Source organism: Aquabacterium sp., assembly GCF_036279655.1.
In the GTDB taxonomy this organism is placed as follows: Bacteria; Pseudomonadota; Gammaproteobacteria; order Burkholderiales; family Burkholderiaceae_C; genus Aquabacterium.
In genome coordinates this window covers 1-21,589 of the sequence record NZ_DASUIT010000089.1, presented here as the reverse complement: position 1 = coordinate 21,589, position 21,589 = coordinate 1, and the positions used below count along the sequence as shown (strand labels likewise).

The following is a 21,589-nucleotide window of genomic DNA, read 5'->3' as shown; positions in this document are numbered from 1 at the left end:
ATGCTCCCCAACTGGACACTGCGCCAGAAGTTCACGGCCGGCCTGAGTGCCGTGATCATCGTCACCCTGGTGGTCATGCTGGGGATCCGCTTGTTGGGCAAATCCGCGCTGTTCCACTATCTGGAGCGCGAACACCTGGCCGAGGTGATGCACGCCTCGGCCTCGCTGGACATGGTGATCGCCGGCGCCAGGACCGATGCCACCAAAGAGCATGTGCTGGCGTCCGTCGACAAGGCCCATGCCATCGCCTCACGCGTCGACGTGGAGCTGTTCGCCGTTGAGCAATGGGCTTTCCGGCTGATGGGCTACGGCGGCGTGATCGACCTGCCCCACAAGGACATGAAGGATCTGGACCGCGTCCGCGAGCGCCTGCAGGCCGACAGCGGCCCCCTCACCGCAGAGTTGGCCCGCAGCGTGCGCGCCGACATGGACGTCGTGCTGGACAACTCCAACCAGTTCGGCCCGCTGGTGGCCGAGGCGGTCGACACCGTCAAGGCCATCGTGCTGACCATCAACCTGCTGGGCATCAGCGCCCTGATCGGCAGCTTCTGGGTGATCCGTCAAGCCACCCTGGCCCCGCTGAACGAAGCCCTGGTCACCGCGCGCCGCATCGCTCAGGGCGATCTGAGCGGCCCCGTCCCGGTTCACGCCCAGGACGAGATGGGCCAGTTGATGCAGGCCCTGGCCGACATGCAAGACAGCCTGGCCCGCGTGGTGGCCGATGTCCGGCAACGCTCCGAGTCGGTGGCGGGCAGCATGAGCGAGGTGGCCAGCGGCCACGGCGACCTGTCGCAGCGCACCGAACAGCAGGCCGCCACCATCCAGCAGACCGCCTCCAGCGTGGAAGAGCTGAGCAGCTCGGTCCAGCACAGCGTCGAGCGCGTGCGCGAAGCCGATCAACGCGCCTCCAGCGCGGCCCAGGTCGCGCTCACCGGGGGGCAGACCGTCGAGCAGGTGGTCCACAGCATGGGTCAGATCCTGAGCGCTTCGCGCAAGATCTCCGACATCATCAGCGTGATCGACGGCATCGCCTTCCAGACCAATATCCTGGCCCTCAATGCCGCGGTGGAAGCCGCCCGCGCGGGTGAGCAGGGCCGGGGCTTTGCCGTGGTGGCCAGCGAAGTGCGCCAACTGGCCCAGCGCAGTGCCAGCGCGGCCAAAGAGATCGCCACCCTGATCCGCGACTCGGTCGAGAAGGTCGAATCGGGCTCCACCCTGGTCACCCAGGCGGGCAGCACCATCCAGGAGGTGGTCGACGCAGTGCAGACGGTGTCGACCCTGATTTCCGAGGTCAATGGCGCCCTCAGCGAGCAGGCCTCGGGCATCACCCTGATCGATCAGGCCATGACCCATCTGGATCAGGCGACGCAGCAGAACGCGGCCCTGGCGGAGCAGTCCGTGTCGGCGGTCGAATCTGTGCGGAACGAGTCGGCGGCACTGGTGGGGGCCGTCGGCCAGTTCAGACTACCCTGACTGGCCGGTCAGCACCCACCCGCTCACACCGTCAGGTTCAGCGACGCAGTGCGTCAGAGGCCGCCAGATCACGCACCAGCTTGGCCAGCGCGTCCTGTGAGGCGCGCTTGGCTGACAAGGAGTAGTCTCCAACGAACTCGCTGAAGGTCGCCGCGCCCTGGCCGGTGCTGTGAGTGCGCACCAACTCCTTGCCGCTGGCATCCGTCACGGTGCACAGAATGTCCACGCTGAACTGCGTGGGGGGCCAGGTCAGCACACTGTCCGACGAAGAGCTGGTGGTGATCGTCGGCTTGATCACCAGAGACACGCCTTGCGCCGCGATGGCCGCCGCATCTTGGGGGCTCTTGAGCTTGACCACGTTGTCAAACACCTGGGAGAAGGCCTTGTACAAGCCGGAATCCAGGTCCCGGTACGGGGCGTACTTGACCTTGTCTCCGCCACCACCAGGGGTTTCAACCTCCTTGGCCATGTCCTCGGCGCTCACGTAATAGGCCGCCGTCTTGTTGATCTTCGACGCCGCCTGTGGCACCTGATTGAGATCAGGTGCCACCGAGATCGGATGAGCGCAACCTGTCACCAGGGCCACCACCACCGCGCTGGCGGCCACCGAAGCCGCACGACCCATGGTTCCGATGAAATTCAACATTTCTTGATCTCCCTATTCATTCACTTCAATGCGTTGACAAAATCTGGATCACTGTAGAGCGACGACAGCAGTTGCTGGATGATCAGCGGGTATTGCTGCTGGGCCTTGGGAATGGCCACCGGCCCAGCAAAGGACGACTCCCAGCTCTGTTGCCCGCGCTTGACCTTGCTGAAACGCACCTGCCCATCCTTGGCGATCACGAACTGCGCTTCGGCATAACCGCTGGCGGTCCCCATGGCCGTATCGATGTCATTGCCCAGGAGGGTGCCCGACAACTCCAGGGGAGAGGCCTGATCCAGACGCTTGGCCAGAGACAGCTCCGACTTGACCGCGTCCCCCAGATAAACACCGTAATCGCCATTGGGCGCGGCCATGGACACGGCGCGCAAGGCAATGGTCTTTTCGCCCACGGCACCTGGCTTGACCGTGAAGGCCCCCACGCGGACCTTGGCACTCAGCTTCTGCTGGAGCACCTGCACATTGTCGATGGACGCCTGATACGGTGGCGCCTGGGTTGCACAACCGGTGATCAAGGCCACCGCGGCCATCACCAACCCACCCTTGAGTACTGTGACCAACTTCAAAACGAGTTCCCTTTCATTGAAATGCCACGCCCATCCCATGGCGAAGCGGCCATACCTTAGCAGAGGAATGAGGGATCCCCCCAGTGAAAGCCTGTCATGCAGATGTCGCCACATTGGCGGATAATCTTCGGCTCATGAAGCCCGTCGATATCCAGGGGGCCACCCCCAAAGCACGCTGGAAGCCCAACGTCACCGTGGCCGCGCTCATTGAGCGCGAGGGCCGTTTTCTTCTCGTGGAAGAAGACACCTCCGACGGTGTGCTGCTCAACAACCCGGCGGGCCACCTCGATCCGGGTGAATCGCCAGTGCAGGGCGTGATCCGCGAGGCGCTGGAAGAAACCGCCTGCCAGTTCACCCCCGAAGGCTTTCTGGGCATGTTCATGTCCCGCTTTCGGCGCACCCGCACCGGCGAGGACATCACCTACCTGCGCCTAGCCTACTATGGCAGCGTCTCCGAACCAGACCCCCAGCTGCAACTGGACGAAGGCATCATCCGCACGGTGTGGATGACGGCCGACGAGATCCGGGCCTGCCCCGAGCGCCACCGCAGCCCGCTGGTGCTCGAATGCCTGGAAGCCTATCTGGCCGGGCACCGCTACCCGCTGTCCATCCTGACCACGCACGACAGCGTGTTCTCGCCGCCGACCGCCGCTCGCGCGGCCTGAGTCCTGCCGGTTCAGAGCCGGAACACCGACACCTCACGCAGCAGCTCGGCCGCCTGAGCCTTGAGGCTCTCCGCCGCCGCCGTGCCTTCTTCCACCAGGGCAGCATTCTGCTGTGTGGCCTGGTCCAGCGAACCCACGGCCGCATTGACCTGCTCGATGCCCTGGTTCTGCTCCTGCGTGGCCGCATTGATCTCGGCGATCAAGGCCGTGACCGAGCGCACCTGGGCCACGATCTCGCCCATCTTGGCGCCCGCCTGATGGACCTGCTGCCCACCCCCTTCGACCTTCTCGACCGAGCTGGAGATCAGACTCTTGATCTCTCGAGCCGCATTGGCGCTGCGCTGGGCCAGTTGACGCACCTCGCCGGCCACCACGGCAAAGCCTCGGCCTTGCTCGCCCGCACGGGCAGCTTCCACCGCTGCGTTGAGGGCCAGGATATTGGTCTGGAAGGCGATGCCGTCGATCACACCGATGATGTCGGCGATCTGACGGCTGCTGGCGCTGATGTCGGCCATGGTGTGGACCACCTGCTCCACCAGCGCCCCGCCTTCGCTGGCGACACGGGCAGCCCCCTCGGCCAGCACATTGGCCTGGCGCGATCCTTCGGCGTTGTGCCGCACCGAGGCGGTCATCTGGTGCATGGACGCCGCCGTCTGCTCCAGGGCCGAGGCCTGGTGCTCGGTGCGGTTGGACAGATCCAGATTGCCCGAGGCGATCTGCGCCGACGCCGTGGCGATGTGGTCTGCGGCATGGCGCACGCCACCGATGATGCGCACCAGATTGCCCTGCATCAGGGCCACCGAGGCCAGCACGCTCCCAGGGAAAGCGTGTGCGCCACCCGGCACCGGAGAGAGATCCCCCGCCGCGACGCGCCCCACCGCCTGCGCCAGTTCCGTGGGCTCTGCGCCCAGGGCACGAGACAGCCCCCGCGAGATCATCCAGCCCAGCACCACCGCCGAGACGATGGCCACCACACTGGCCGCGATCAGGATCAGGCGATCGCGATCATGGCTGGCCTGGCCCTCGGCAATATTGAGCTGGGCCTGCTCCTGGATGTGGTCCATGAACACCGTGGCCGCCTGCAGCAAGGACTTGAGCAGCGGCCGGCAGTCCCGGTTCATCAGGGTGACGGCCTCATCGCGTTGCCCGCTGGCAGCCAACTGGACAATGGACAGTGCCACGGGGCCATAGGCCTCTTCGACTTTCACCACGGCCGCGATGAGCTCACGGTCATGATCATCACCACCGCGCTCGGCAGAGACGGCCTCCTTCAGGCGGGCGATCGTCTCCTGAACTTGCGCGTGTGCCTGCCGCACCACGACCCGTTCGGCGTCCCGCTCACTGGCGTCGGTCAGCAACACCAGGTTGCGCACGGCAATCGCACGCGCACTGGCGGCTTTGCGCAAGTCTGCCGCCAGCGATTGCTGATGCGCCTCCCGCTGCACGAACTGCTCGAAGCGCTCGTTGGCCGCCGACAGCGAGCGCAAGGAGGCCAGAGACACCAGCAACACCAGAAAGGCCAGCATGCCGAAGGCCAGATTCAACTTGGCTTTGACCGTCCACGTACTTGTCATCATCGCGAGCACCTTCGGAATCGAGACCGGACACGGGGGGGGGGCTTGACTGCGCGTGATACGCCCCCATCTTGCTCACGTACTGTACGTGTACGACTTTTGATCTGAAGGGCGCAGAAGTGCCCTGATCGGGGCGCATTTATGCCGGGCCTGCGACAATGTCGGCCTGATCAACCGCCAAGTTCTGGGTATTTGTCCGTGAAGAAACTCCACCGCGTCGTCGTGGGCCTCAGTGGCGGTGTCGACTCCGCCGTCAGCGCCTGGCTGCTCAAGCAGCAGGGGCACGAGGTCATCGGCATCTTCATGAAGAACTGGGAGGACGATGACGACAGCGAGTACTGCTCCAGCCGTCAGGACTTCCTGGACGCGGCCAGCGTGGCCGACGTGATCGGCATCGAGATCGAACACGTCAACTTTGCAGCCGACTACAAGGACCGGGTCTTTTCCGAGTTCCTGCGCGAATACCAGGCCGGGCGCACGCCCAACCCGGATGTGCTGTGCAACGCCGAGATCAAGTTCAAGGCCTTTCTGGACCACGCCATGCGCCTGGGCGCCGAGAAGATCGCCACCGGCCACTACGCCCGGGTGCGCGCGGTGGCCGATGCGGCCTGCCCGGCGGGCGAGCGCTTTGAATTGCTCAAGGGCCTGGACCCGCTCAAGGACCAGAGCTACTTCCTGCACCGGCTCAATCAGGCACAACTGAGCAAGACCCTGTTCCCCGTGGGCGAGCTGCCCAAGACCGAGGTGCGCCGCATCGCCGCCGAGATCGCCCTGCCCAACGCCAGGAAGAAGGATTCGACCGGCATCTGCTTCATCGGCGAGCGCCCCTTCCGCGAGTTCCTCAACCGCTACCTCGCCAACCAGCCCGGTCCCATCCGCGACGACCGGGGCCGCCAGATCGGCGAGCACGTGGGTCTGAGCTTCTACACCCTGGGCCAGCGCAAGGGCATCGGCATCGGGGGTGTCAAGGAAAAAGGCGCCCCCCGCGGCGGCGGCGAGCACGAGCCCTGGTTCGTGGCCCGCAAGGACATGGCCAGCAACACCCTGTATGTGGTGCAGGGCCACGACCACCCCTGGCTGCTGCAGCACACGCTGGTGGCCCAGGATCTGAGCTGGGTCAGCGGCCAGCCCCCAGCCACCGGCACCCCCGGCCTGGGCGCCAAGACGCGCTACCGCCAGGCCGACGCGCCCTGCGAGGTGCGCGCCAGCAGCGCCAGCGAGCTCACCTTGCACTTTCCACAAGCGCAATGGGCGGTCACGCCAGGTCAATCGACTGTGCTGTATGACGGTGAGATCTGTCTGGGCGGCGGCATCATCAACGCCGCATCCTGAGCGCGCGCCCCATGAGCCGGCTCCCCGACATCGTCATCCTCGACACCAATGCCCTGCTGGACTGGCGGGTGTTCAAGGACCCGGCCGCCCACCCCATCGCCGAGGCCATCCTGGCCGGCCGGATGCGCTGGCTGGCCTGCCCGTCGATGGAGCAGGAGTGGCATCAGGTCTGGCCGCGCAGCTACCTCAAGCCCTGGCAACCCGAGCCGATGCTGACGCTGACGGTGTTCCAGCACGCCACCTTGGTCGACGAGCCCCCTCGCGGCCCGCTGCGCTGCAAGGACCCCGACGACCAGGTCTTCATCGACCTGGCCCTGCACACGCAGGCGCGCTGGCTCTTCACCAAGGATGCCGCCCTGCTCAAGCTGGCCCGGCGCGCTCGCCTGCTGGGCACCGAGGTGACCAGCCTGCAGCGCTGGTGCGCTCAGGCCGACGCCAGCCTGAACACCGCCACCGAACCGGTGAGCTCGTCGGCCTGACGCTGCAGGCTGCCCGCTGCCGCGGCGGACTCCTCCACCAGCGCAGCGTTCTGCTGCGTGACCTCGTCCAACTGCTGCACGGCCACACCGATCTGAGCGATCCCGCTGCTCTGGGCCACGCTGGCCTGGCCGATCTCCTGAATCAGAGTGCTGACCCGGTGCACCTGGGCCACGATGTCATCCATCGTCGCCCCCGCACGGCTGACCAGTTGCGCGCCCACCTCCACCTTCTCGACGCTGTCGCCGATCAGGCTCTTGATCTCCCGGGCGGCATTGGCACTGCGCTGCGCCAGGCTGCGCACCTCGCTGGCCACGACCGCAAAACCACGGCCTTGCTCACCCGCTCGGGCGGCCTCGACCGCAGCGTTCAAGGCCAGGATATTGGTCTGGAACGCGATGCCATCGATCACACCGATGATGTCGGCGATCTTGCGCGAACTGCTGGTGATGGCCTCCATCGTGGACACGATGTCGCGCACCACCCCGCCCCCGTCGGTCACCGCCTGCGAGGTTTCACCCACCATGCGGGTGACCTGCTGCGCGGTTTCGGCATTGCTGCGCACCGTGCTCATGAGCTGCTCCATGGACGCGGCCGTCTCCTGCAGGCTGCTGGCCTGCAGTTCGGTGCGCTGGCTCAGGTCCAGATTGCCGGTGGCGATCTGTGCGGCGCCCGTGGCAATGCTGTCGGCCCCCCCTCGCACCTGGGTGACCATGGTGGCCAAGTTGGCATTCATGCGCTGCAGGGCCCGCATCAGCACCGCGATCTCATCGCGTCCCTGTGGTTCGATGCGCGAGCTCAAGTCCCCCCGGGCCACGGTCTCGGCCACCTGCACGGCATGGTCGATGCCGCGTGTCAGGGCGCGGATCAGCACCCAGGCCATGGTTCCGCCCGACAGCACAGCCAGCCCCGCCAGCGTCACACTCCAGAGCATCACCGTGTTGTAGTGCGCCTGGGCCTGCTGATATTCCTGCGCGGCCACGTCCAGCTGCAACTGGGTCAGGCGATCCAGGACCGCGCCCAACTGGTCGGTGGCTGGATACAGCGCCTTGGACAGCACCTGGTCCACGACCCCCGTCTGCCCCGACTGCAGCAAACGCCGCAGTTGCTCGATGGCCTCATCGGCCCGGCGCATGACGGGCACCGCCTGCGCCACCAGCTCCTTCTCTCGGGGCACCAGATAGGTGGCCTCGTAAGCCGCCCACTGGGTACGGATCTGCGTCTGCGCACTCGACAGCACCGTCAGAGCCTGAGCAGGGGGTAGCACCCCGTCATGCACCCGTTGGACGGCGTCGATGATCTGGATGCGGTAAGCATCCCCCACCAGCTTGATCTGCTGCAGCGGCACGACCCGGTCGTTGTAGACCGTGCCCAGCACCGCATTGCTTTGTCGGAACAAGGCGACCGACCACGCCGCCGCCACCACCACCATGACCAGCAATGCGGTCACCAACGCCGTCAGGCGCACCCTGATGCTCAAGTTGCTCACCATCGCTCTCCCATTTTTGAGACGTGTGCGATGGGTCATCCACCCGGGGGTCGAGCCACACCGCCCAAACAATGTACAAGTACAGTTGCCAGACAGTGCATGCGAATAGCGCCAACATTCGGGTGCTTTTGCACCGAAAGCCCCCAGGAAAACCCTCACACTCGCGCTAGGATCTCCCTTTGCCCACGCCAAGGGCGCCTCTTCGACTTTTTTTCTTGCCAGACCATGTCACTGAACACGACACGCCGCGCCTGGATGCGCAGCACCTCCGGCCTGGGATGGGCGCTGACAGCCGGCACCTTCCTGACGGTGGCCGGCTGCTCCAGCATGGTCAGCCTGATGGGGCCGCGCACCATCGAGATCAGCCGCGATGCGCTGATGCGCCAGCTCAGCACGCAGTTCCCCATGCGCAATCAGGTGCTGGACCTGTTCGAGGTCACGGCCACCACCCCCCGCCTGACACTGCAGCCTGACTCGAACCGCGTGCTGGCCGATGTGGATCTGGCCGCGCGCGACAAGCTCTTCGGCCGCGCCTACCAGGGCTCGCTGTGGCTGAGCTTCGGTCTGCGCTACGAACCGCGCGATCAGACCATCCGCCTGCACCAGGTCACCATCGACAAGGTCGCGCTCCAGGGCCTGCCCGCCAGTTACGAGCGCCACCTCACCAAGCTGGGCTCCTGGCTGAGCGAGGAGCGCCTGCAGAACTACCCGATCCACCGCCTCAGCGCCGACGATATCCAGAAGGCCGACAAACACGGCTTCACGGTGTCGGACATCAAGATCACCCACCGAGGTCTGGCCTTTGTCCTGACCCCAAAATCATGAGCATCTTCGACAACGCCCACTACACCGCCTGGGGCAACGCCTTCCTGCAAGGCATCCCCTACGCCCGTGACGCCGGCATGCGTGTGGTTTCCATCGGTGAAGGACGCGCCCGCGTGAGCATGGATGCGCGCGCCGAATGGGTCGGTGACGCGGCCCGAGGCCAGTTGCACCCGGGCTGTGCCACGGTGCTGGCCGACACGGCCTGCGGCGTGGCCGTCGGCACGGCCCTGAACCCCATCGTGCCTTTCGCCACGCTGGACCTGCGCATGGACTACCTGCGCCCCGCCCAGACGGGTGCCGTGCTGGAGTGCGAAGCGCACTGCCACCGCCTGTCACGCAGCGTGGCCTTCGTGCGCGGTGAGGTCTTCCAGCAAGGCAGCGAGGAGGCTGTGGCCGCCGTCAACGCCACCTTCATGCTGGGCACGGCCAATGCACGGCGCACCGACCTGCCCGCCAAGGACGCCGGGGCGCCCCCCCTGCCCCCCGCCGCCACCCAGCCCGCGCCGGCCAGCCCGCTGCTGGCGCGCCTGGGCGAGCTCTCGGCCACGCCGGCCCTGCCGGCCGGCCTGTCGCCGTATGTGGACTTCCTGGCCGTCGAGCGTCACACACTGCCCGAGCCAACCGCCTCGGACGAGATGCTGTTCAAACTGCCCTTCAACCCAGGCCTGATCGGCAACCCCGTGCTGCCCGCGCTGCACGGTGGCGTGATCGCCGGGTTTGCCGAGACGGCGGCGGTGCTGCACCTGGTCTACTCCAACGGGCTGCAGCGTGACACCACGCCACGTGGCGTGGACTTCGCCATCGACTACCTGCGCTCGGCCAAGCCCATCGACACCTGGGCCCGCTGCACCACAGTGCGGCAGGGCAGCCGCGTGGCGCTGGTGCAGGTGCATGTCTGGCAGGACGACCCCACCCGGCCCATCGTGTCGGCACGCAGCCATTGCCTGCTGCCCCGCGCCAGCGAGTGAGTCCTCAGCGGTCGCACGCCATCCAGCGCTGCACCGCCTCGCACTGCTCGGGCGACAAGTGCAGGCCCAGCTTGGTGCGGCGCCACAGCACATCGTCCCCCGTGCAGGCCCACTCCTGGTGGCGCAGGTAGGACAACTCGGCTTCGTAGACATCCGGAGCGATCTCCGCCCCCAGGTCCTCACGCCCCTGCACGCCCTCCAGCAGGCGCAGAACATCGCTGCCGTACTGCTGACTCCAGCGGCGTGCCAGCGCCAGGTTCATCCAGGGATGGCGTCGCCGCAGCCTGAGCTGGAACTCGGCCATGTCACTGACGGGATCGACCTCGGCATCGATGAGGTCCAGCAGGCGCCCGCCAGGCATCACCGCATCCCGGGTCCAGCCTGGACGGGGATCGTCCAGCAACTCCCCCACCGCCCGCCCGGCCTGGTCGGCCAGCTTGCGGAAGGTGGTGATCTTGCCGCCCCAGACGGTGAGCCAGGGGGAGCTCCCGCCCGCCTTTTCCAGCCGATAGTCCCGCGTCACGGCCGAGGCCTTGCCATGGGCATCGTCCATCAGGGGCCGCACGCCGGCGTAATGCCAGACCACATCCGAGGGCGTCACGCCCTGGCGGAAATAACGTCCCACGGCCTCGCACAGATAGCGGATCTCGGCCTCGTCGATGCTCACCCGGGCGGGATCGCCCTGGTAGTCGACATCGGTCGTGCCCACCAGCGTGAAGCGTTGCTCGTAGGGGATGGCAAAGACGATGCGGCCATCCTTGCCCTGGAAGATGTAGGCCTGATCGTGGGCAAACAGCCTGGGCACGACGATGTGGCTGCCCTTGACCAGGCGCAGGCGCTGCGGTGGCGTCGGAGCGGCCCCGGCCCCACGCTGGTGGGTCAGCATCTGCTGCACCTGGTCCGCCCAGGGGCCGGCCGCATTGACCACCAGGCGCGCCTGGACACTGACATGGTGGGTCAGCCGGCCGCTGTGCGGGTCGTGGTGGGCCAGCAGGGCCTGCCAGCCCTGGGCATGGCGCCGAAGCTGTTCGCAACGCGTGCGGGTCAGCACCGAGGCGCCTCGGGCGCGCGCATCCTGGGCGCACAGCAGCACCAGCCGGGCATCGTCCACCCAGCCATCCGAGTAGACAAAGCCTTCGCGCCACAGCGGCTTGAGCGCCTGGCCAGCCGGGTGCTGAGCCAGATCGATGTGCTCGCAGCCAGGCAGAAACTCGCGCGGCGCCAGATGGTCATACAGCCACAGGCCCATGCGGATCAGCCAGGCGGGGCGCATGCCCGCATCATGGGGCAGCACGAAGCGCAGGGGCCGCATGATGTGAGGAGCCCCGCGCAGCAGGCCCTCGCGCTCGATCAAGGCCTTGCGCACCAACCCGAGCTGCCCGTACTCCAGATACCGCAGCCCCCCGTGGATCAGCTTGGTCGAGGCCGACGAGGTGTGGCTGGCCAGATCGTCCTGTTCACACAACACCACCGACCAGCCTCGCCCCGCCAGGTCGCGCGCCACCCCCGCCCCGTTGATGCCGCCGCCCACCACGAGCACATCGCAGCGCACGTCGACAGCGTCGTCCTCGGCCGGCGCCTGGGTCTGTGTCAGGTCTTCACTCATGACGACATGTTATCGGCCCCGCAGGCTGACATCAGCGACATCTTCGATTACGCTGCGAGAGCGCGACAGCGCCAGCCACACCAAGATAAGGAGACCCCCACCATGACCTCGCCTCGCAGCGATGCCTGGGCGCCCAACTCGCGCCAGCAATCCTTGCTTGACGAAGTGCGCGCGCGCGGCGCCGTCTCGGTGGAGCGGCTGGCCCAAAGGCTGGACGTGACCATGCAGACCGTGCGCCGCGACATCCAGCGCCTGACAGAAGCCGGCCTGCTGGACCGCTTCCATGGCGGGGTGCGCCTGCCCGCCCCCGTCCACACCGCGCGCGGCCTGCCCCCCGGCGTGGCCTGGCGCGAGCGACAAGCCCTCAAGGCCGAAGCCAAGGCCCGCATCGCCCGCTCGGTGGCCGCGGCCATCCCCGATGGTTCACGCGTGATGCTGGGCATCGGCACCACCGTCGAGGCGGTGGCCCAGGCCCTGGAAGGCAAGAAGAAGCTGCACATCATCACCCACAGCCTGCCGGTGGCCCTCACCCTGGTCAACAACCCCGACTGCACGGTCGAGGTGCCCACCGGACGCCTGCGCAAGCGCGATGGCGCCCTGGAGGGCAGCGCCACCGAGGAGGCCCTGCGCCAGTGGCAGGCCGACATCGTCATCGTCTCGGCCCTGGGGGTAGACGCCCAAGGCCAGGTGTTCGACCGCGACACCCGCGAGGCCGGCACGCTGCGCGCCATGCTGGATCAGTCGCGCGAGCACTGGCTGGTGGCCGACGCCAGCAAGTTCTCGCAAACCGCCCCGACACCGGCCCTGCACCTGCAGCAGGTCCACCGCGTGTTCACCGATGCACTGCCGCCCGCCCCCCTGCCGGCCCTGATGCATGAGTGGGGCATCAGCCTGACCATCGCGTCCTGAGCCCTGTTCGACGGCCGCATGTGGCGCACGAATGCCACATTTCGGACAAACCCTTACCCCAAGTGGCGGGTAATTACCCTTGGTTTATCTCCTCCGAAGCCTTGTAGGGCAGGCACCCCCCTAATTCGCAGGAGTATGTAAGATTTTTGACAATCGCAGAATGGTCACCGGCGCGCATGCCGCACGCCACATTAAAACCAACTCGTTAATCGGAGTTAGATATGCGTACTTTGACCCAACAAGAAGTGACCTCTGTGAACGGTGCCGGCAAGCTGGCCGACTGGCTGGCCCAGCTCGGCAAGACCCTGGTGAACGTCGACGTGGTGGCCAAGCCTGAAGGCTCGACCAACGTGGTCGTGTCCAACAGCCTGGTCGACGTGCTGGTCAACGTGATCTGGGGCAAGAAGTAATTCGCCCTTGGCGTTGACACGCTGCAGCCCCTGCACCTGCCTGGCATGGCGCAGGGGCTCTCCCGATCCACTCTCCCCCAAGCCACACACCATCATGCGCACACTCGACAAGCAGGAACTCGCCCAGGTCTCCGGCGCCAAAGCCGCCATCGTCGTTGACGTGAACCAGGTCGAACAATACGTTCACGTGAACCTGGTCACCGACACCAAGACCTACAAGCTCTTCTCCATCGACTGGAGCAAGTGGGGCATCAAGGCGCCCACCGCCTGACCCACGGGCCCCCGCCGGACGCAGGAGGCGCATCGGCCCCGAACCGGCCGGCACCCTCAATCTAGGGATGGGGCCCCTCCGCACAAGGGTGCCACAATGCGTGACTTATTTCACCGACCGATGCGACCACCCTGGCCGCAGCCACCCCAAGGACAAGACCATGCGCACCCTGCATCAAAACGAACTGACCGCCGTGAGCGGCGGCACCTTCTGCAAGCCCAAGCCCAGCTGCCAGCCCAAGCCTGTCTGCGCACCCGCGCCCACCTGCCTCACCCCCCTGGCCTACGTGCTGGGCTTCATCGGTGGCGCCATCAAGCTGCTGTGCACCGGCCAGACCTCGCCCACCGCACAGCTGTGCACCCCGACGCCCCCCACCTGCGGTGGTGGCACGCCCACGGGCCCTGTCATCCTCTGATCCACGGCACCTGCCCATCTGATGCAGCGTTGACGCTGCATCACCACAAGGCCGCGCAAGCGGCCTTTGTCATGTTGGCGCCATACTCTCGCGATGTCTGACGTGTTTCGCCCTCGCTGGCTTCCTCTGTGGCTGTTGAGCTGTCCCGCATGGGCGGCTGGCCTGCCCGCCGCCCCCGACACCCTGGCCTTGTCCTGGACGCACACCTTGTCGATGCCGGCACCGGAGCGCGCCCGCCAGCCCGCCACCGTCCTGACGCTGGCCACCCCCACGACCGCCAACGCGCCCCAGGCCTGGCCCGAATTGCTGGCGCAGGCCGCCACGCAATCAGCCAGCAACCGCTCCGCCGACGCCGGCGCGCTCGCCGCCCAGGCCCAAAGCCGGCAGGTCTGGGCCAATGCCTGGATGCCCCGCCTGGATGCCAGCGCCAGCAGCAGCAAACAACGCCAGACCTACAACGGCCTGGACAGCCGCACCCCGGCGTCCTCCCTGACCCTGTCGGCCGTCCTGCCCGTGTGGCGTCCGGCCGACCGCGCCTCGGCGCGCGCGCAGGCCGCCGTGGCCGAGCAGGCACAGTGGCAGGCCCGCGGCAACCGCCAGTCGGTGGCACGTGAACTCAGCACCGCTTACCTGACGGCCGCCGAAGCCGCCGAACAACGGCGTCTGATCGAGGCCCAACTGGCCTTGCTGCAAGAGCAATTGCGCATCAATGAACGCCGCCTGCAGGCCGGTGCCGGCACCGTGCTCGACGTCCTGGAAACCCGCACCCGCGTCGACCAGGCCCGAGCCACGCTGCAGGAACTGGGCACCCGCCTGGCCAGCCAGCGCCTGATCATCGAGCGACTGTCGGGCAGCGCCGTGCGCCTGCCCGCCGGCCTCAACCCCCAAGGGCCGGATCTGCCCATCGTCGTGCCCGAACTGATGGACGCCCTGCGCCAGGCCAGCGAGCGCAGCCCCCAACTGCAGGACACCCAGGCCCAGATCAACGCCGCCCAGGCCACCACCCAGGCCCGCCAGGCCGAAAGCTGGCAACCCACGCTCGACGCCGTGGCCCAGGCCCAGCGCAGCCGGCAGGTGCAACAGTTCGACGGCATCACCGAAAAGCAGAACCTCACGACCCAGTCGGTCGGTCTGCAACTGAACTGGCCCCTGTTCACTGGCGGCTACCACCAGGGTCGCACCCAGGAAGCCGCCGCCCTGCTCAGCCAGGCCCAGGCGCGCCGCGACGAAGCCCTGGCCGAGATCGACACCGGACTGCGCGATGCCTATCAGACCTTGGCGCAGACCCGCGGCCTGATCGAGGTGCAGCGCCAGGTCGAGCAGACCGCCACCGCCACCTACGAGGCTGTGCGCAAGGCCTTCGTGGCCGGCATGCGCACCAACGAGGACCTGCTCAATGCGCAACAGCAGATCTACGCCGCCCGCCAGAGCCTGGTGAGTGCCCGCATCACGGCCGTGAGCGCCCAGGTCACCATCCTGGCGCTGCTGGATCAACTCGACCCCACCGGCGTGGCCCCCCTGACCCCTCTGTTCGATACCGCCCCCCTGCAGGAGCGCACCCCATGAGTTCCGATCCGCAATCGCTGTTCCGGCAGGAGGTCCTGGCCGCCCGCTCGGACACCACCTCCGGCAAGGCCATCACCATCCAGCCCGTCGGCGCCGCTCGACTGACCTGGTTCTTTGTCCTGCTCAGCATCGCCGTGATCCTGGTGCTGGTGTTTGGCTCCTACACCAAAAAGGAGCGCGTGCAGGGCGTGGTGCAGCCGCGCGCGGGCGTGGCCATGGTCGTGCCACCGGAGGCGGGACTGGTCAAGCGCGTGCTGGTCAATGAGGGGCAGCGCGTCAAGGCCGGCGATGTCATCGCCGAGATCAGCAACGAGCGTTTCAGCGATGCCGGCAACACCCAGGCCCTGCTGGAGCGCAACCTGGAAGGGCAACGCCAGCAGGTGCTCTCCCAGGCCGACAACCAGGCCCAGGCCCAGAGTGCAGCGCTCGCCGCGCTGGACCAGCGCATCGCCCAGGGTCGACGGGATCTGATCACCCTCGGCGAAGAAACCCGCCTGCAGGAGCAGCAGATTGCCTCGGCGCGCAAGCTGCTCAACCAGCTCGAACCCCTGCTGGCCGAACGCATCATCTCCGATCTGCAATATGAACAGCAACGCCAGGTGCTGCTCGACCAGACGGCGCGCCTGCAGACGCTCAAGCGCCAGCGCAGCGCCACCGAGGCCGATCTGGCCCAGGCCCAGGACGAGCAACAGCGCCTGAGTGCGCAGCACCGCGTCGAACGCGCCGGCCTGGACCGCGATCTGCTGAATCTGCAGCAGGAACAGGTGCAGCGACGCGGCGCCCGCGTGCTGCTGCTCAAGGCCCCCATCGATGGCACCATCTCCGGCGTGATGGTCACCCCGGGGCAAAGCGTGTCGGCTGGCAGCCTGATCACCTCCGTCGTTCCGGGCGACTCGACCATGGAGGCCGTGCTCTACGTGCCCAGCACCGCCATGGGCTTCATCCAGGCCGGGCAGAACGTGCGCGTGAGCTACGACGCCTTCCCCTACCAGCGCTTCGGGCAGTACAAGGGCACCGTGCGCAGCGTGTCGCAGACCGATGTGCCCGTGGCCAGCAGCGCCAATGGCGGCAGCCAGGACCGCCGCGCCTTCTTCATGGTCCGCGTGGCCCTGGACAAGCCCACCGTGAAGGCCTATGGCACCGAGATCGCCGTGCGCCCCGGCCACACCCTGACCGCCGATGTCGAGATCGACCGCCGCCGCCTCATCCGCTGGATGATGGACCCGCTGTTCGCCTTCAGCGGCAAGCTCTGACCCCCGAGACACTGACGTGACCATGACATCGAACCTGCTCTCGCTGTGGCCCCGCAAGCGCGCGCCCATGATCCTGCAGTCGGAAGCGGCGGAATGCGGCCTGGCCTGCCTGGCCATGCTGGCCACCGCCCACGGCCATGAGACCGACCTGCTGACCCTGCGCCGCCGCTTCGAGTTGTCCTCGCGGGGAGCCACCCTGGCACGGCTGATGGAAATCGCCGAGCAGATGGGCTTTGCCAACCGCGCCCTGCGCCTGGAGCTCGAGGAGCTGCCCCAACTGCAGACCCCGTGCATGCTGCACTGGGACCTCAACCACTTTGTGGTGCTGGTCAAGGCCGACAGCCAGCGCATCACCATCCTCGATCCGGCGGTGGGCGAGCGCACCCTGAGCATGAAGGAGGTCAGCCCCCACTTCACCGGGGTGGCGCTGGAGGTCTCGCCCAGTTCGGGCTTCCAGAAGAAGGCTGAAAAAACCCCCTTCGATCTGAAGGTGCTCTTCACTGGGCAGAAAGGCCTGTGGCGCGCCTTTGCCCAGATGGCCGCGCTGTCCATCGTGCTGGAGATCTTCGCCATCCTCATGCCCATGCTCAGCCAGTGGATCATCGACGATGTCGTCGTGACCCGCGATGCGCCGCTGCTGGCCGTGCTGGCCCTGGCCACCTTCCTGCTGGCGGTGATGTCCCTGGGCACGCGGCTGCTGCGCAGCTGGATCGTGCTGGGTGCCAGCCTGTCGTGGAAGATCTCGTCGAGCACCAATGTGTTCCGCTACATGCTCAAGCTGCCGCTGTCCTACTTCGACAAGCGCCACACGGGCGATGTGCTCTCGCGTTTCGGCTCGGTCGACACCATCCAGGACACCATCACCAGCCACCTGGTGGAAACCGTGCTCGACGGCGTGGTCAGCCTGGTCACCCTGGGTCTGATGTTCATGTACAGCCCCACGCTGGCGCTGATCGTGCTGGGCGTGGCCGCGATCTACACCGCCGTGCGGTTTGCGGTCTTCAACCCCTACCGCCAGGCCGCCGAAGAGCTCATCGTGCGCGAGGCCAATGCGCAGACCTTCCTGCTGGAGACCCTGCGGGGCGTGGCCGCCATCAAGTTCTTTGCCAAGCCCGGCTGGCGTGTCGGCGGCTGGATGAACCAGCAGGCCGCCATGGTCAATGCCAATGTCCGCCAGCAGCGCATCAGCATGCTCTACCAGGGCGTCAATGGCGTGGTGGGCGCGGTCGAGCAGGCCCTGGTGCTCTACCTGGCCGCCCAGATGATCCTGGAAGAGCAGTTCTCCATCGGCATGCTGGTGGCCTTCATGGCCTACAAGAGCCAGTTCCTGCAGCGCGTCTCCGAACTGCTGGAACGTGTCATCAGCCTGCGCCTGCTCAAGCTGCAGGGCGAGCGTCTGGCCGACATCGTGCTGACCGAAACCGAGGCCCCCTCACCCGCCCACGCTGCCCTGTCGCTGCGGCCTGAGGAGCCCATGACGCTGGAATTGCGCGACGTCACCTTCCGCTACTCCACTGGCGAAGAGCCCGTGCTGGACAAGATCAACCTGACACTGCGCACCGGCCAGGCCGTGGCGGTGGTGGGCCCCTCGGGCTGCGGCAAGTCCACGCTGCTCAAGGTGCTCTCCGGGCAGGTCATCCCTGAATCGGGCGAGGTGCTGCTCAATGGCGTGTCCATCCAGCGCATCGGCGCCGAGGCCTTCCGCTCGGTGCTGGGCACGGTCTTCCAGGACGACCAGCTCTTTTCCTGCTCGATCTACGACAACATCGCCATGAACGATGTCGAGGCCACGCCCGAGAAGGTCGAAGAGGCCGCCCGACTGGCCTGTGTGCACGACGACATCATGCGCATGCCCATGGGCTATCAGACCCTGGTAGGCGGCATGGGCGCCACCCTGTCGGGTGGCCAGAAGCAGCGCGTGCTGCTGGCCCGCGCGCTCTACAAGAAGCCGCGTTTCCTGCTGCTCGACGAGTACACCAGCCACCTGGACTTCGACACCGAGCACCATGTGCAGCAGTCCATCAACGCCCTGGGCAGCGGCCGCTTCATCATCACCCACCGCCAGCACAGCCTGAGCGAAGGCGACGAGATCTACATGCTCTGGGGCGGTCAGCTCATGAAGCCTGCGGAGTTCGAGGCGAAGCTGGCCGCAGCCACGGCCAGGTGATCAGCGCGCCGATCGCGGCCAGCAGCATGTCCATGTGGGGGTCCCACACATCGCCCTGCTGGCCGTTGTAGGACTCGGCCGCCTCGGGGGACAGGGCCAGGGCCACCCCCCACTCCAGCCACTCGTAGACCACCCCGCTGACGATGATGGCCCCCACCGCCAGCACACGCGCCAGCCCCACCGAAGGCGTCAGGCGCGCCAGCGCGATCGAGAACAGCGCGGGCGTGAAGCACACGCCGTACATGAAGTGCACCAGACGGTCAAAGTGGTTGCGCCGCCAGCCCATCCACTCGTTGAGCGACACGCCCAGCCAGGCCCGCGTCCAGGCGTCGTAAGGCACGTTGGAGTACAACCAGTGCGCCGCCAGGCTGTGCAGCGAGAGAAACAGCAAGATCAGCATCTGGTCATTGGCGCGCAGGGCCCAACGATCACGCCAGACCCACAGGGCCAACAAAGCTGCCACGGTCAGACTGTCGTGCATGGCCTGCTCGACAGGCCACAAGGGCTGCCACCAGGACCAGAAAAACACCACGGCAAACAAGCCATAGGCCACTTTGAGGGAAATGGAGGATCGATCAGCATGCATGAGTCCGTACACTAACAGGCCTTGACCATCCACGACACCGACACATGAGCCAGAACGCCATCATCCGCGCAGGCATTGCCCTGTTCACCGCGCTGAGCATCACCGCCCTGATCGGTTGTGCACAGGTTCATCCCGCCGCAGCGTCTTCGGCAAGCGCTCCCGCCGCACCCTGGGCATCTGCCGCCTACAAGGGCCGCTTTGATACCTCGTGCATGGCCATTTCGGAAGGCCTGTACTACTTTGACATCCTGACCCTCACGCCCACCGACGCTCGCACGGTGTCCGCGGTGTATCAAAAGGCCTTCTTCGGCGCCGAGGATTGCCCGGCCGACAGCCTGCTCGTGACACTGACCCTACCGACATCGACCTGGGTGCTGGACGGTCAAACCAAGATCGACGGCCGTACCGTGGACCAGGTCACCGTCACCTTGGTCGAAGGCTTGCTGCAAAGCACCACCACCCCTCGGGCCAAGACCACGGACTCCGACAAGAACCTCCTCATCGAATTTGGCAACCCCGTCCGCCAGGTCGCCATCCAGAAATTCACGGAAGGCTCTGTCGACAAGGAGTTGCGCCTGCTGGAAAACAATCGGCTCTACATCAGCCCACCCGACAAACCCAAGACCGACGGCACCTATCCAGATGCTCTCGACATGGATTTCTTCTTCAGCCGCCGGTGATCTGACGGGAAGCCCGCCGTGCAAGGTGTAAAACGCCGCATCGTGCACACCCTGCTGTACGAAGCCCTGGCCATTGCCTTCGTGACCGTGGCCGTGAAGCTCCTGGGCTGGTCGGACACGGGTGGCGCCATGGGCCTGGCCGTCTTGAGCTCCGTGCTGGCCATGGCCTGGAACCTGGTGTTCAACCTGCTCTTTGAAGCCTGGGAGCGCCGCCAGACGCGCCACGGCCGCAGCGCCCTGCGGCGCGCGGCCCATGCCCTGGGCTTCGAAGGCGGCCTGGTGCTGCTGACCGTGCCCCTGTTCATGTGGTGGCTGGACCTGGGCTGGTGGGCCGCACTGGTGGCCGACCTCTCCCTGGTCCTGTTCTTTCTGGTCTACACCTATGTGTTCAACTGGGTGTTCGACCACATCTTCGGGCTGCCCGCCGCTTCACGCGCGCCAGGCTGAGCCTGCCTCGGCACCTTCGTCCAGCCCCGGCCGCTCACGTCGCTCTGCGCGCAGCTCCGAGGGAATGATCTGGGCCAGCGCCACCAGGGCCTGCGACAAGGCCACGATGACGTCATCCATGCTCACCAGCCCGATCAGGCCCCCCACCTCGTCCACGATGACCAGACGCCGTACACCGGCCTCGCTCATGCGGCTCACCGCCTCGAACAGGCTGTCGTCGACGCTGGCCGTGACCAGTCGCTCGAGCGAGATGTCCCCCACCGTCACCATGTCGGGATCGACCTCCTGAGCCAGCACCTCCAGGACCAGATCCCGATCGGTCAGCATGCCTCGGGGCAAGGCATCGGGCTGATCCGAACTCATCACCACCAGGGCCCCGATGTGATACTCACGCATCAGCTTGGCGGCCTGGGTGACCGACGTGTGGGGCAAAGCCACCGCGACCGTGCGATTGACGATGGACGACAGGTTCATGCACACCTCCTCATGATCGAGCGATCAGCGTGCGCCCGCACGACATCGATGTCAAGCCCGTCCGGCCCTGGTCCTTGGCCCCTCAAACCCTGTCCCTGCGCGGGGACAAGACGACTCGGCCACAATCATTTCGCTCCCAACTCCTTCAGGACACCCCGATGAAACTCTTTCTCAAACCCGGCGCCTGCTCCCTGTCCCCCCACATCGTGCTGGAAGAAGCCGGCCTGAGCTACGAGACCGAAGTGGTCGACCTGGCCAAGAAAGTCACCGCCAGTGGCGCCGACTACCTGGCCATCAACCCCAAGGGCTATGTGCCCGCCCTGTTGCTCGACAGCGGCGAGCTGCTGACCGAAGGCCCGGCCATCGTGCAATACCTGGCCGATCTGGTGCCAGCGAAGAACCTGGCCCCCGCCAACGGCACCCTGCCCCGCTACCAGATGCAGAGCTGGCTGACCTTCATCGGCACCGAGATCCACAAGAACTTCAGCCCCTTCTTCAACCCGGCCGCCACACCTGACATCAAGAACGCCGCCCGGGCCAATCTGGAGCGCCGACTGGCCTACACCAACGACCAACTGGCAGGTCGCAACTACCTGCTGGGCGAGGATTTCAGCGTCGCCGATGCCTACCTGTTCACCGTGGTGAACTGGGCCAAGGTCATTCAACTGGACCTCAGCGCCTGGCCCCACCTCACCGCCTTCCTGGGCCGGGTGGGCGCTCGACCTGCCGTCCAGGCCGCGCTGAAGGCCGAAGGTCTGATCTGATTCCTATA

23 protein-coding genes are annotated in these 21,589 nt (G+C 66.5%); 16 read left to right on the top strand and 7 right to left on the bottom strand.

Annotated elements, in window-relative coordinates:
- Positions 1-1,473, top strand: coding sequence for a methyl-accepting chemotaxis protein (locus tag VFW84_RS10840; protein WP_329680466.1), 1,473 nt, complete (start codon positions 1-3; stop codon positions 1,471-1,473).
- Positions 1,474-1,510: 37 nt separating this feature from the next.
- Here the strand turns inward: VFW84_RS10840 and VFW84_RS10835 are convergent, their stop codons facing one another.
- Positions 1,511-2,119, bottom strand: coding sequence for a hypothetical protein (locus tag VFW84_RS10835; RefSeq protein WP_329680465.1), 609 nt, complete (start codon positions 2,117-2,119; stop codon positions 1,511-1,513).
- 20 nt (positions 2,120-2,139) lie between these two features.
- Positions 2,140-2,703, bottom strand: coding sequence for a hypothetical protein (locus VFW84_RS10830; protein WP_329680464.1), 564 nt, complete (start codon positions 2,701-2,703; stop codon positions 2,140-2,142).
- A gap of 134 nt (positions 2,704-2,837) precedes the next feature.
- Here VFW84_RS10830 and VFW84_RS10825 point away from each other — a divergent pair, with 134 nt between their 5' ends.
- Positions 2,838-3,368 (top strand): NUDIX hydrolase, encoded by a 531-nt coding sequence (locus tag VFW84_RS10825; RefSeq protein ID WP_329680463.1) that lies wholly within the window; start codon positions 2,838-2,840, stop codon positions 3,366-3,368.
- A gap of 11 nt (positions 3,369-3,379) precedes the next feature.
- On the opposite strand, the gene VFW84_RS10820 is transcribed toward VFW84_RS10825, so the two are convergent.
- On the bottom strand, positions 3,380-4,945 hold the full coding sequence (locus tag VFW84_RS10820) for a methyl-accepting chemotaxis protein (RefSeq protein WP_329680462.1): 1,566 nt from the start codon (positions 4,943-4,945) through the stop codon (positions 3,380-3,382).
- 195 nt (positions 4,946-5,140) lie between these two features.
- Between VFW84_RS10820 and mnmA the strand changes: the two genes are divergently transcribed.
- On the top strand, positions 5,141-6,274 hold the full coding sequence (gene mnmA / locus VFW84_RS10815) for a tRNA 2-thiouridine(34) synthase MnmA (RefSeq protein ID WP_329680461.1): 1,134 nt from the start codon (positions 5,141-5,143) through the stop codon (positions 6,272-6,274).
- 11 nt (positions 6,275-6,285) lie between these two features.
- On the top strand, positions 6,286-6,753 hold the full coding sequence (locus tag VFW84_RS10810; protein WP_329680460.1) for a PIN domain-containing protein: 468 nt from the start codon (positions 6,286-6,288) through the stop codon (positions 6,751-6,753).
- Here the strand turns inward: VFW84_RS10810 and VFW84_RS10805 are convergent.
- Positions 6,699-8,231, bottom strand: a complete 1,533-nt coding sequence (locus VFW84_RS10805; protein WP_329680459.1) for a methyl-accepting chemotaxis protein — start codon at positions 8,229-8,231, stop codon at positions 6,699-6,701. The two genes, VFW84_RS10810 and VFW84_RS10805, sit on opposite strands and share 55 nt — an antisense overlap.
- Positions 8,232-8,465: 234 nt before the next feature.
- On the opposite strand from VFW84_RS10805, the gene VFW84_RS10800 reads away from it, so the two are divergent.
- Positions 8,466-9,065 (top strand): hypothetical protein, encoded by a 600-nt coding sequence (locus tag VFW84_RS10800; RefSeq protein WP_329680458.1) that lies wholly within the window; start codon positions 8,466-8,468, stop codon positions 9,063-9,065.
- Positions 9,062-10,033 carry a PaaI family thioesterase gene (locus tag VFW84_RS10795; protein WP_329680457.1) on the top strand — a complete coding sequence of 324 codons (972 nt, stop codon included), beginning with the start codon at positions 9,062-9,064 and terminating at the stop codon, positions 10,031-10,033. The genes VFW84_RS10800 and VFW84_RS10795 overlap by 4 nt, the downstream gene beginning before the upstream one ends.
- Positions 10,034-10,037: 4 nt before the next feature.
- On the opposite strand, the gene glpD is transcribed toward VFW84_RS10795, so the two are convergent.
- Positions 10,038-11,639: a glycerol-3-phosphate dehydrogenase gene (glpD, locus tag VFW84_RS10790; protein WP_329680456.1), complete on the bottom strand. Its 1,602-nt coding sequence runs from the start codon at positions 11,637-11,639 to the stop codon at positions 10,038-10,040.
- 102 nt (positions 11,640-11,741) lie between these two features.
- On the opposite strand from glpD, the gene VFW84_RS10785 reads away from it, so the two are divergent.
- From VFW84_RS10785 to VFW84_RS10755, 7 genes are all read left to right on the top strand, one after another.
- Positions 11,742-12,548, top strand: coding sequence for a DeoR/GlpR family DNA-binding transcription regulator (locus tag VFW84_RS10785; protein WP_329680455.1), 807 nt, complete (start codon positions 11,742-11,744; stop codon positions 12,546-12,548).
- A gap of 221 nt (positions 12,549-12,769) precedes the next feature.
- Positions 12,770-12,958 (top strand): hypothetical protein, encoded by a 189-nt coding sequence (locus VFW84_RS10780; protein ID WP_329680454.1) that lies wholly within the window; start codon positions 12,770-12,772, stop codon positions 12,956-12,958.
- Between the two features lie 94 nt (positions 12,959-13,052).
- Entirely contained in the window at positions 13,053-13,229 is a 177-nt protein-coding gene (locus tag VFW84_RS10775) for a hypothetical protein (protein WP_329680453.1), read from the top strand.
- 160 nt (positions 13,230-13,389) lie between these two features.
- Positions 13,390-13,644, top strand: a complete 255-nt coding sequence (locus VFW84_RS10770) for a hypothetical protein (RefSeq protein ID WP_329680452.1) — start codon at positions 13,390-13,392, stop codon at positions 13,642-13,644.
- Positions 13,645-13,737: 93 nt separating this feature from the next.
- A complete protein-coding gene (locus VFW84_RS10765; protein WP_329680451.1) occupies positions 13,738-15,210 on the top strand; it encodes a TolC family protein in 1,473 nt (490 codons plus the stop codon).
- Complete coding sequence (locus VFW84_RS10760; RefSeq protein ID WP_329680450.1) at positions 15,207-16,463, top strand: HlyD family secretion protein; 1,257 nt, start codon at positions 15,207-15,209, stop codon at positions 16,461-16,463. Before VFW84_RS10765 ends, VFW84_RS10760 begins: the two co-directional genes overlap by 4 nt.
- Positions 16,464-16,485: 22 nt before the next feature.
- Positions 16,486-18,630, top strand: a complete 2,145-nt coding sequence (locus VFW84_RS10755) for a peptidase domain-containing ABC transporter (protein ID WP_329680449.1) — start codon at positions 16,486-16,488, stop codon at positions 18,628-18,630.
- On the opposite strand, the gene VFW84_RS10750 is transcribed toward VFW84_RS10755, so the two are convergent.
- A complete protein-coding gene (locus VFW84_RS10750) occupies positions 18,578-19,216 on the bottom strand; it encodes a DUF2238 domain-containing protein (RefSeq protein WP_329680448.1) in 639 nt (212 codons plus the stop codon). The genes VFW84_RS10755 and VFW84_RS10750 overlap by 53 nt on opposite strands.
- A 44-nt stretch (positions 19,217-19,260) precedes the next feature.
- Here VFW84_RS10750 and VFW84_RS10745 point away from each other — a divergent pair, with 44 nt between their 5' ends.
- Together VFW84_RS10745 and VFW84_RS10740 are read left to right on the top strand one after the other, a co-directional pair.
- The gene (locus tag VFW84_RS10745) at positions 19,261-19,896 is read left to right on the top strand and encodes a hypothetical protein (RefSeq protein WP_329680447.1); all 636 of its coding nucleotides are present in this window, start codon (positions 19,261-19,263) and stop codon (positions 19,894-19,896) included.
- 18 nt (positions 19,897-19,914) lie between these two features.
- Entirely contained in the window at positions 19,915-20,343 is a 429-nt protein-coding gene (locus VFW84_RS10740) for a PACE efflux transporter (RefSeq protein WP_329680446.1), read from the top strand.
- Here the strand turns inward: VFW84_RS10740 and VFW84_RS10735 are convergent.
- Positions 20,326-20,817 (bottom strand): CBS domain-containing protein, encoded by a 492-nt coding sequence (locus tag VFW84_RS10735; protein ID WP_329680445.1) that lies wholly within the window; start codon positions 20,815-20,817, stop codon positions 20,326-20,328. The two genes, VFW84_RS10740 and VFW84_RS10735, sit on opposite strands and share 18 nt — an antisense overlap.
- A 158-nt stretch (positions 20,818-20,975) precedes the next feature.
- Here VFW84_RS10735 and gstA point away from each other — a divergent pair, with 158 nt between their 5' ends.
- Entirely contained in the window at positions 20,976-21,581 is a 606-nt protein-coding gene (gene gstA, locus VFW84_RS10730) for a glutathione transferase GstA (protein WP_329680444.1), read from the top strand.
- Positions 21,582-21,589: the final 8 nt, after the last annotated feature.

Coding starts and splice junctions, on each gene's coding strand:
- VFW84_RS10835 (WP_329680465.1), bottom strand. CDS start 2,119: ATGTTGAATTTCATCGGAACCATGGGTCGTGCGGCTTCGGTGGCCGCC.
- VFW84_RS10795 (WP_329680457.1), top strand. CDS start 9,062: ATGAGCATCTTCGACAACGCCCACTACACCGCCTGGGGCAACGCCTTC.
- glpD (WP_329680456.1), bottom strand. CDS start 11,639: ATGAGTGAAGACCTGACACAGACCCAGGCGCCGGCCGAGGACGACGCT.
- VFW84_RS10745 (WP_329680447.1), top strand. CDS start 19,261: ATGAGCCAGAACGCCATCATCCGCGCAGGCATTGCCCTGTTCACCGCG.
- VFW84_RS10810 (WP_329680460.1), top strand. CDS start 6,286: ATGAGCCGGCTCCCCGACATCGTCATCCTCGACACCAATGCCCTGCTG.
- VFW84_RS10770 (WP_329680452.1), top strand. CDS start 13,390: ATGCGCACCCTGCATCAAAACGAACTGACCGCCGTGAGCGGCGGCACC.
- VFW84_RS10760 (WP_329680450.1), top strand. CDS start 15,207: ATGAGTTCCGATCCGCAATCGCTGTTCCGGCAGGAGGTCCTGGCCGCC.
- VFW84_RS10800 (WP_329680458.1), top strand. CDS start 8,466: ATGTCACTGAACACGACACGCCGCGCCTGGATGCGCAGCACCTCCGGC.
- VFW84_RS10755 (WP_329680449.1), top strand. CDS start 16,486: ATGACATCGAACCTGCTCTCGCTGTGGCCCCGCAAGCGCGCGCCCATG.
- VFW84_RS10780 (WP_329680454.1), top strand. CDS start 12,770: ATGCGTACTTTGACCCAACAAGAAGTGACCTCTGTGAACGGTGCCGGC.
- VFW84_RS10785 (WP_329680455.1), top strand. CDS start 11,742: ATGACCTCGCCTCGCAGCGATGCCTGGGCGCCCAACTCGCGCCAGCAA.
- VFW84_RS10750 (WP_329680448.1), bottom strand. CDS start 19,216: ATGCATGCTGATCGATCCTCCATTTCCCTCAAAGTGGCCTATGGCTTG.
- VFW84_RS10775 (WP_329680453.1), top strand. CDS start 13,053: ATGCGCACACTCGACAAGCAGGAACTCGCCCAGGTCTCCGGCGCCAAA.
- VFW84_RS10765 (WP_329680451.1), top strand. CDS start 13,738: ATGTCTGACGTGTTTCGCCCTCGCTGGCTTCCTCTGTGGCTGTTGAGC.
- VFW84_RS10825 (WP_329680463.1), top strand. CDS start 2,838: ATGAAGCCCGTCGATATCCAGGGGGCCACCCCCAAAGCACGCTGGAAG.
- gstA (WP_329680444.1), top strand. CDS start 20,976: ATGAAACTCTTTCTCAAACCCGGCGCCTGCTCCCTGTCCCCCCACATC.
- VFW84_RS10820 (WP_329680462.1), bottom strand. CDS start 4,945: ATGATGACAAGTACGTGGACGGTCAAAGCCAAGTTGAATCTGGCCTTC.
- VFW84_RS10735 (WP_329680445.1), bottom strand. CDS start 20,817: ATGAACCTGTCGTCCATCGTCAATCGCACGGTCGCGGTGGCTTTGCCC.
- VFW84_RS10840 (WP_329680466.1), top strand. CDS start 1: ATGCTCCCCAACTGGACACTGCGCCAGAAGTTCACGGCCGGCCTGAGT.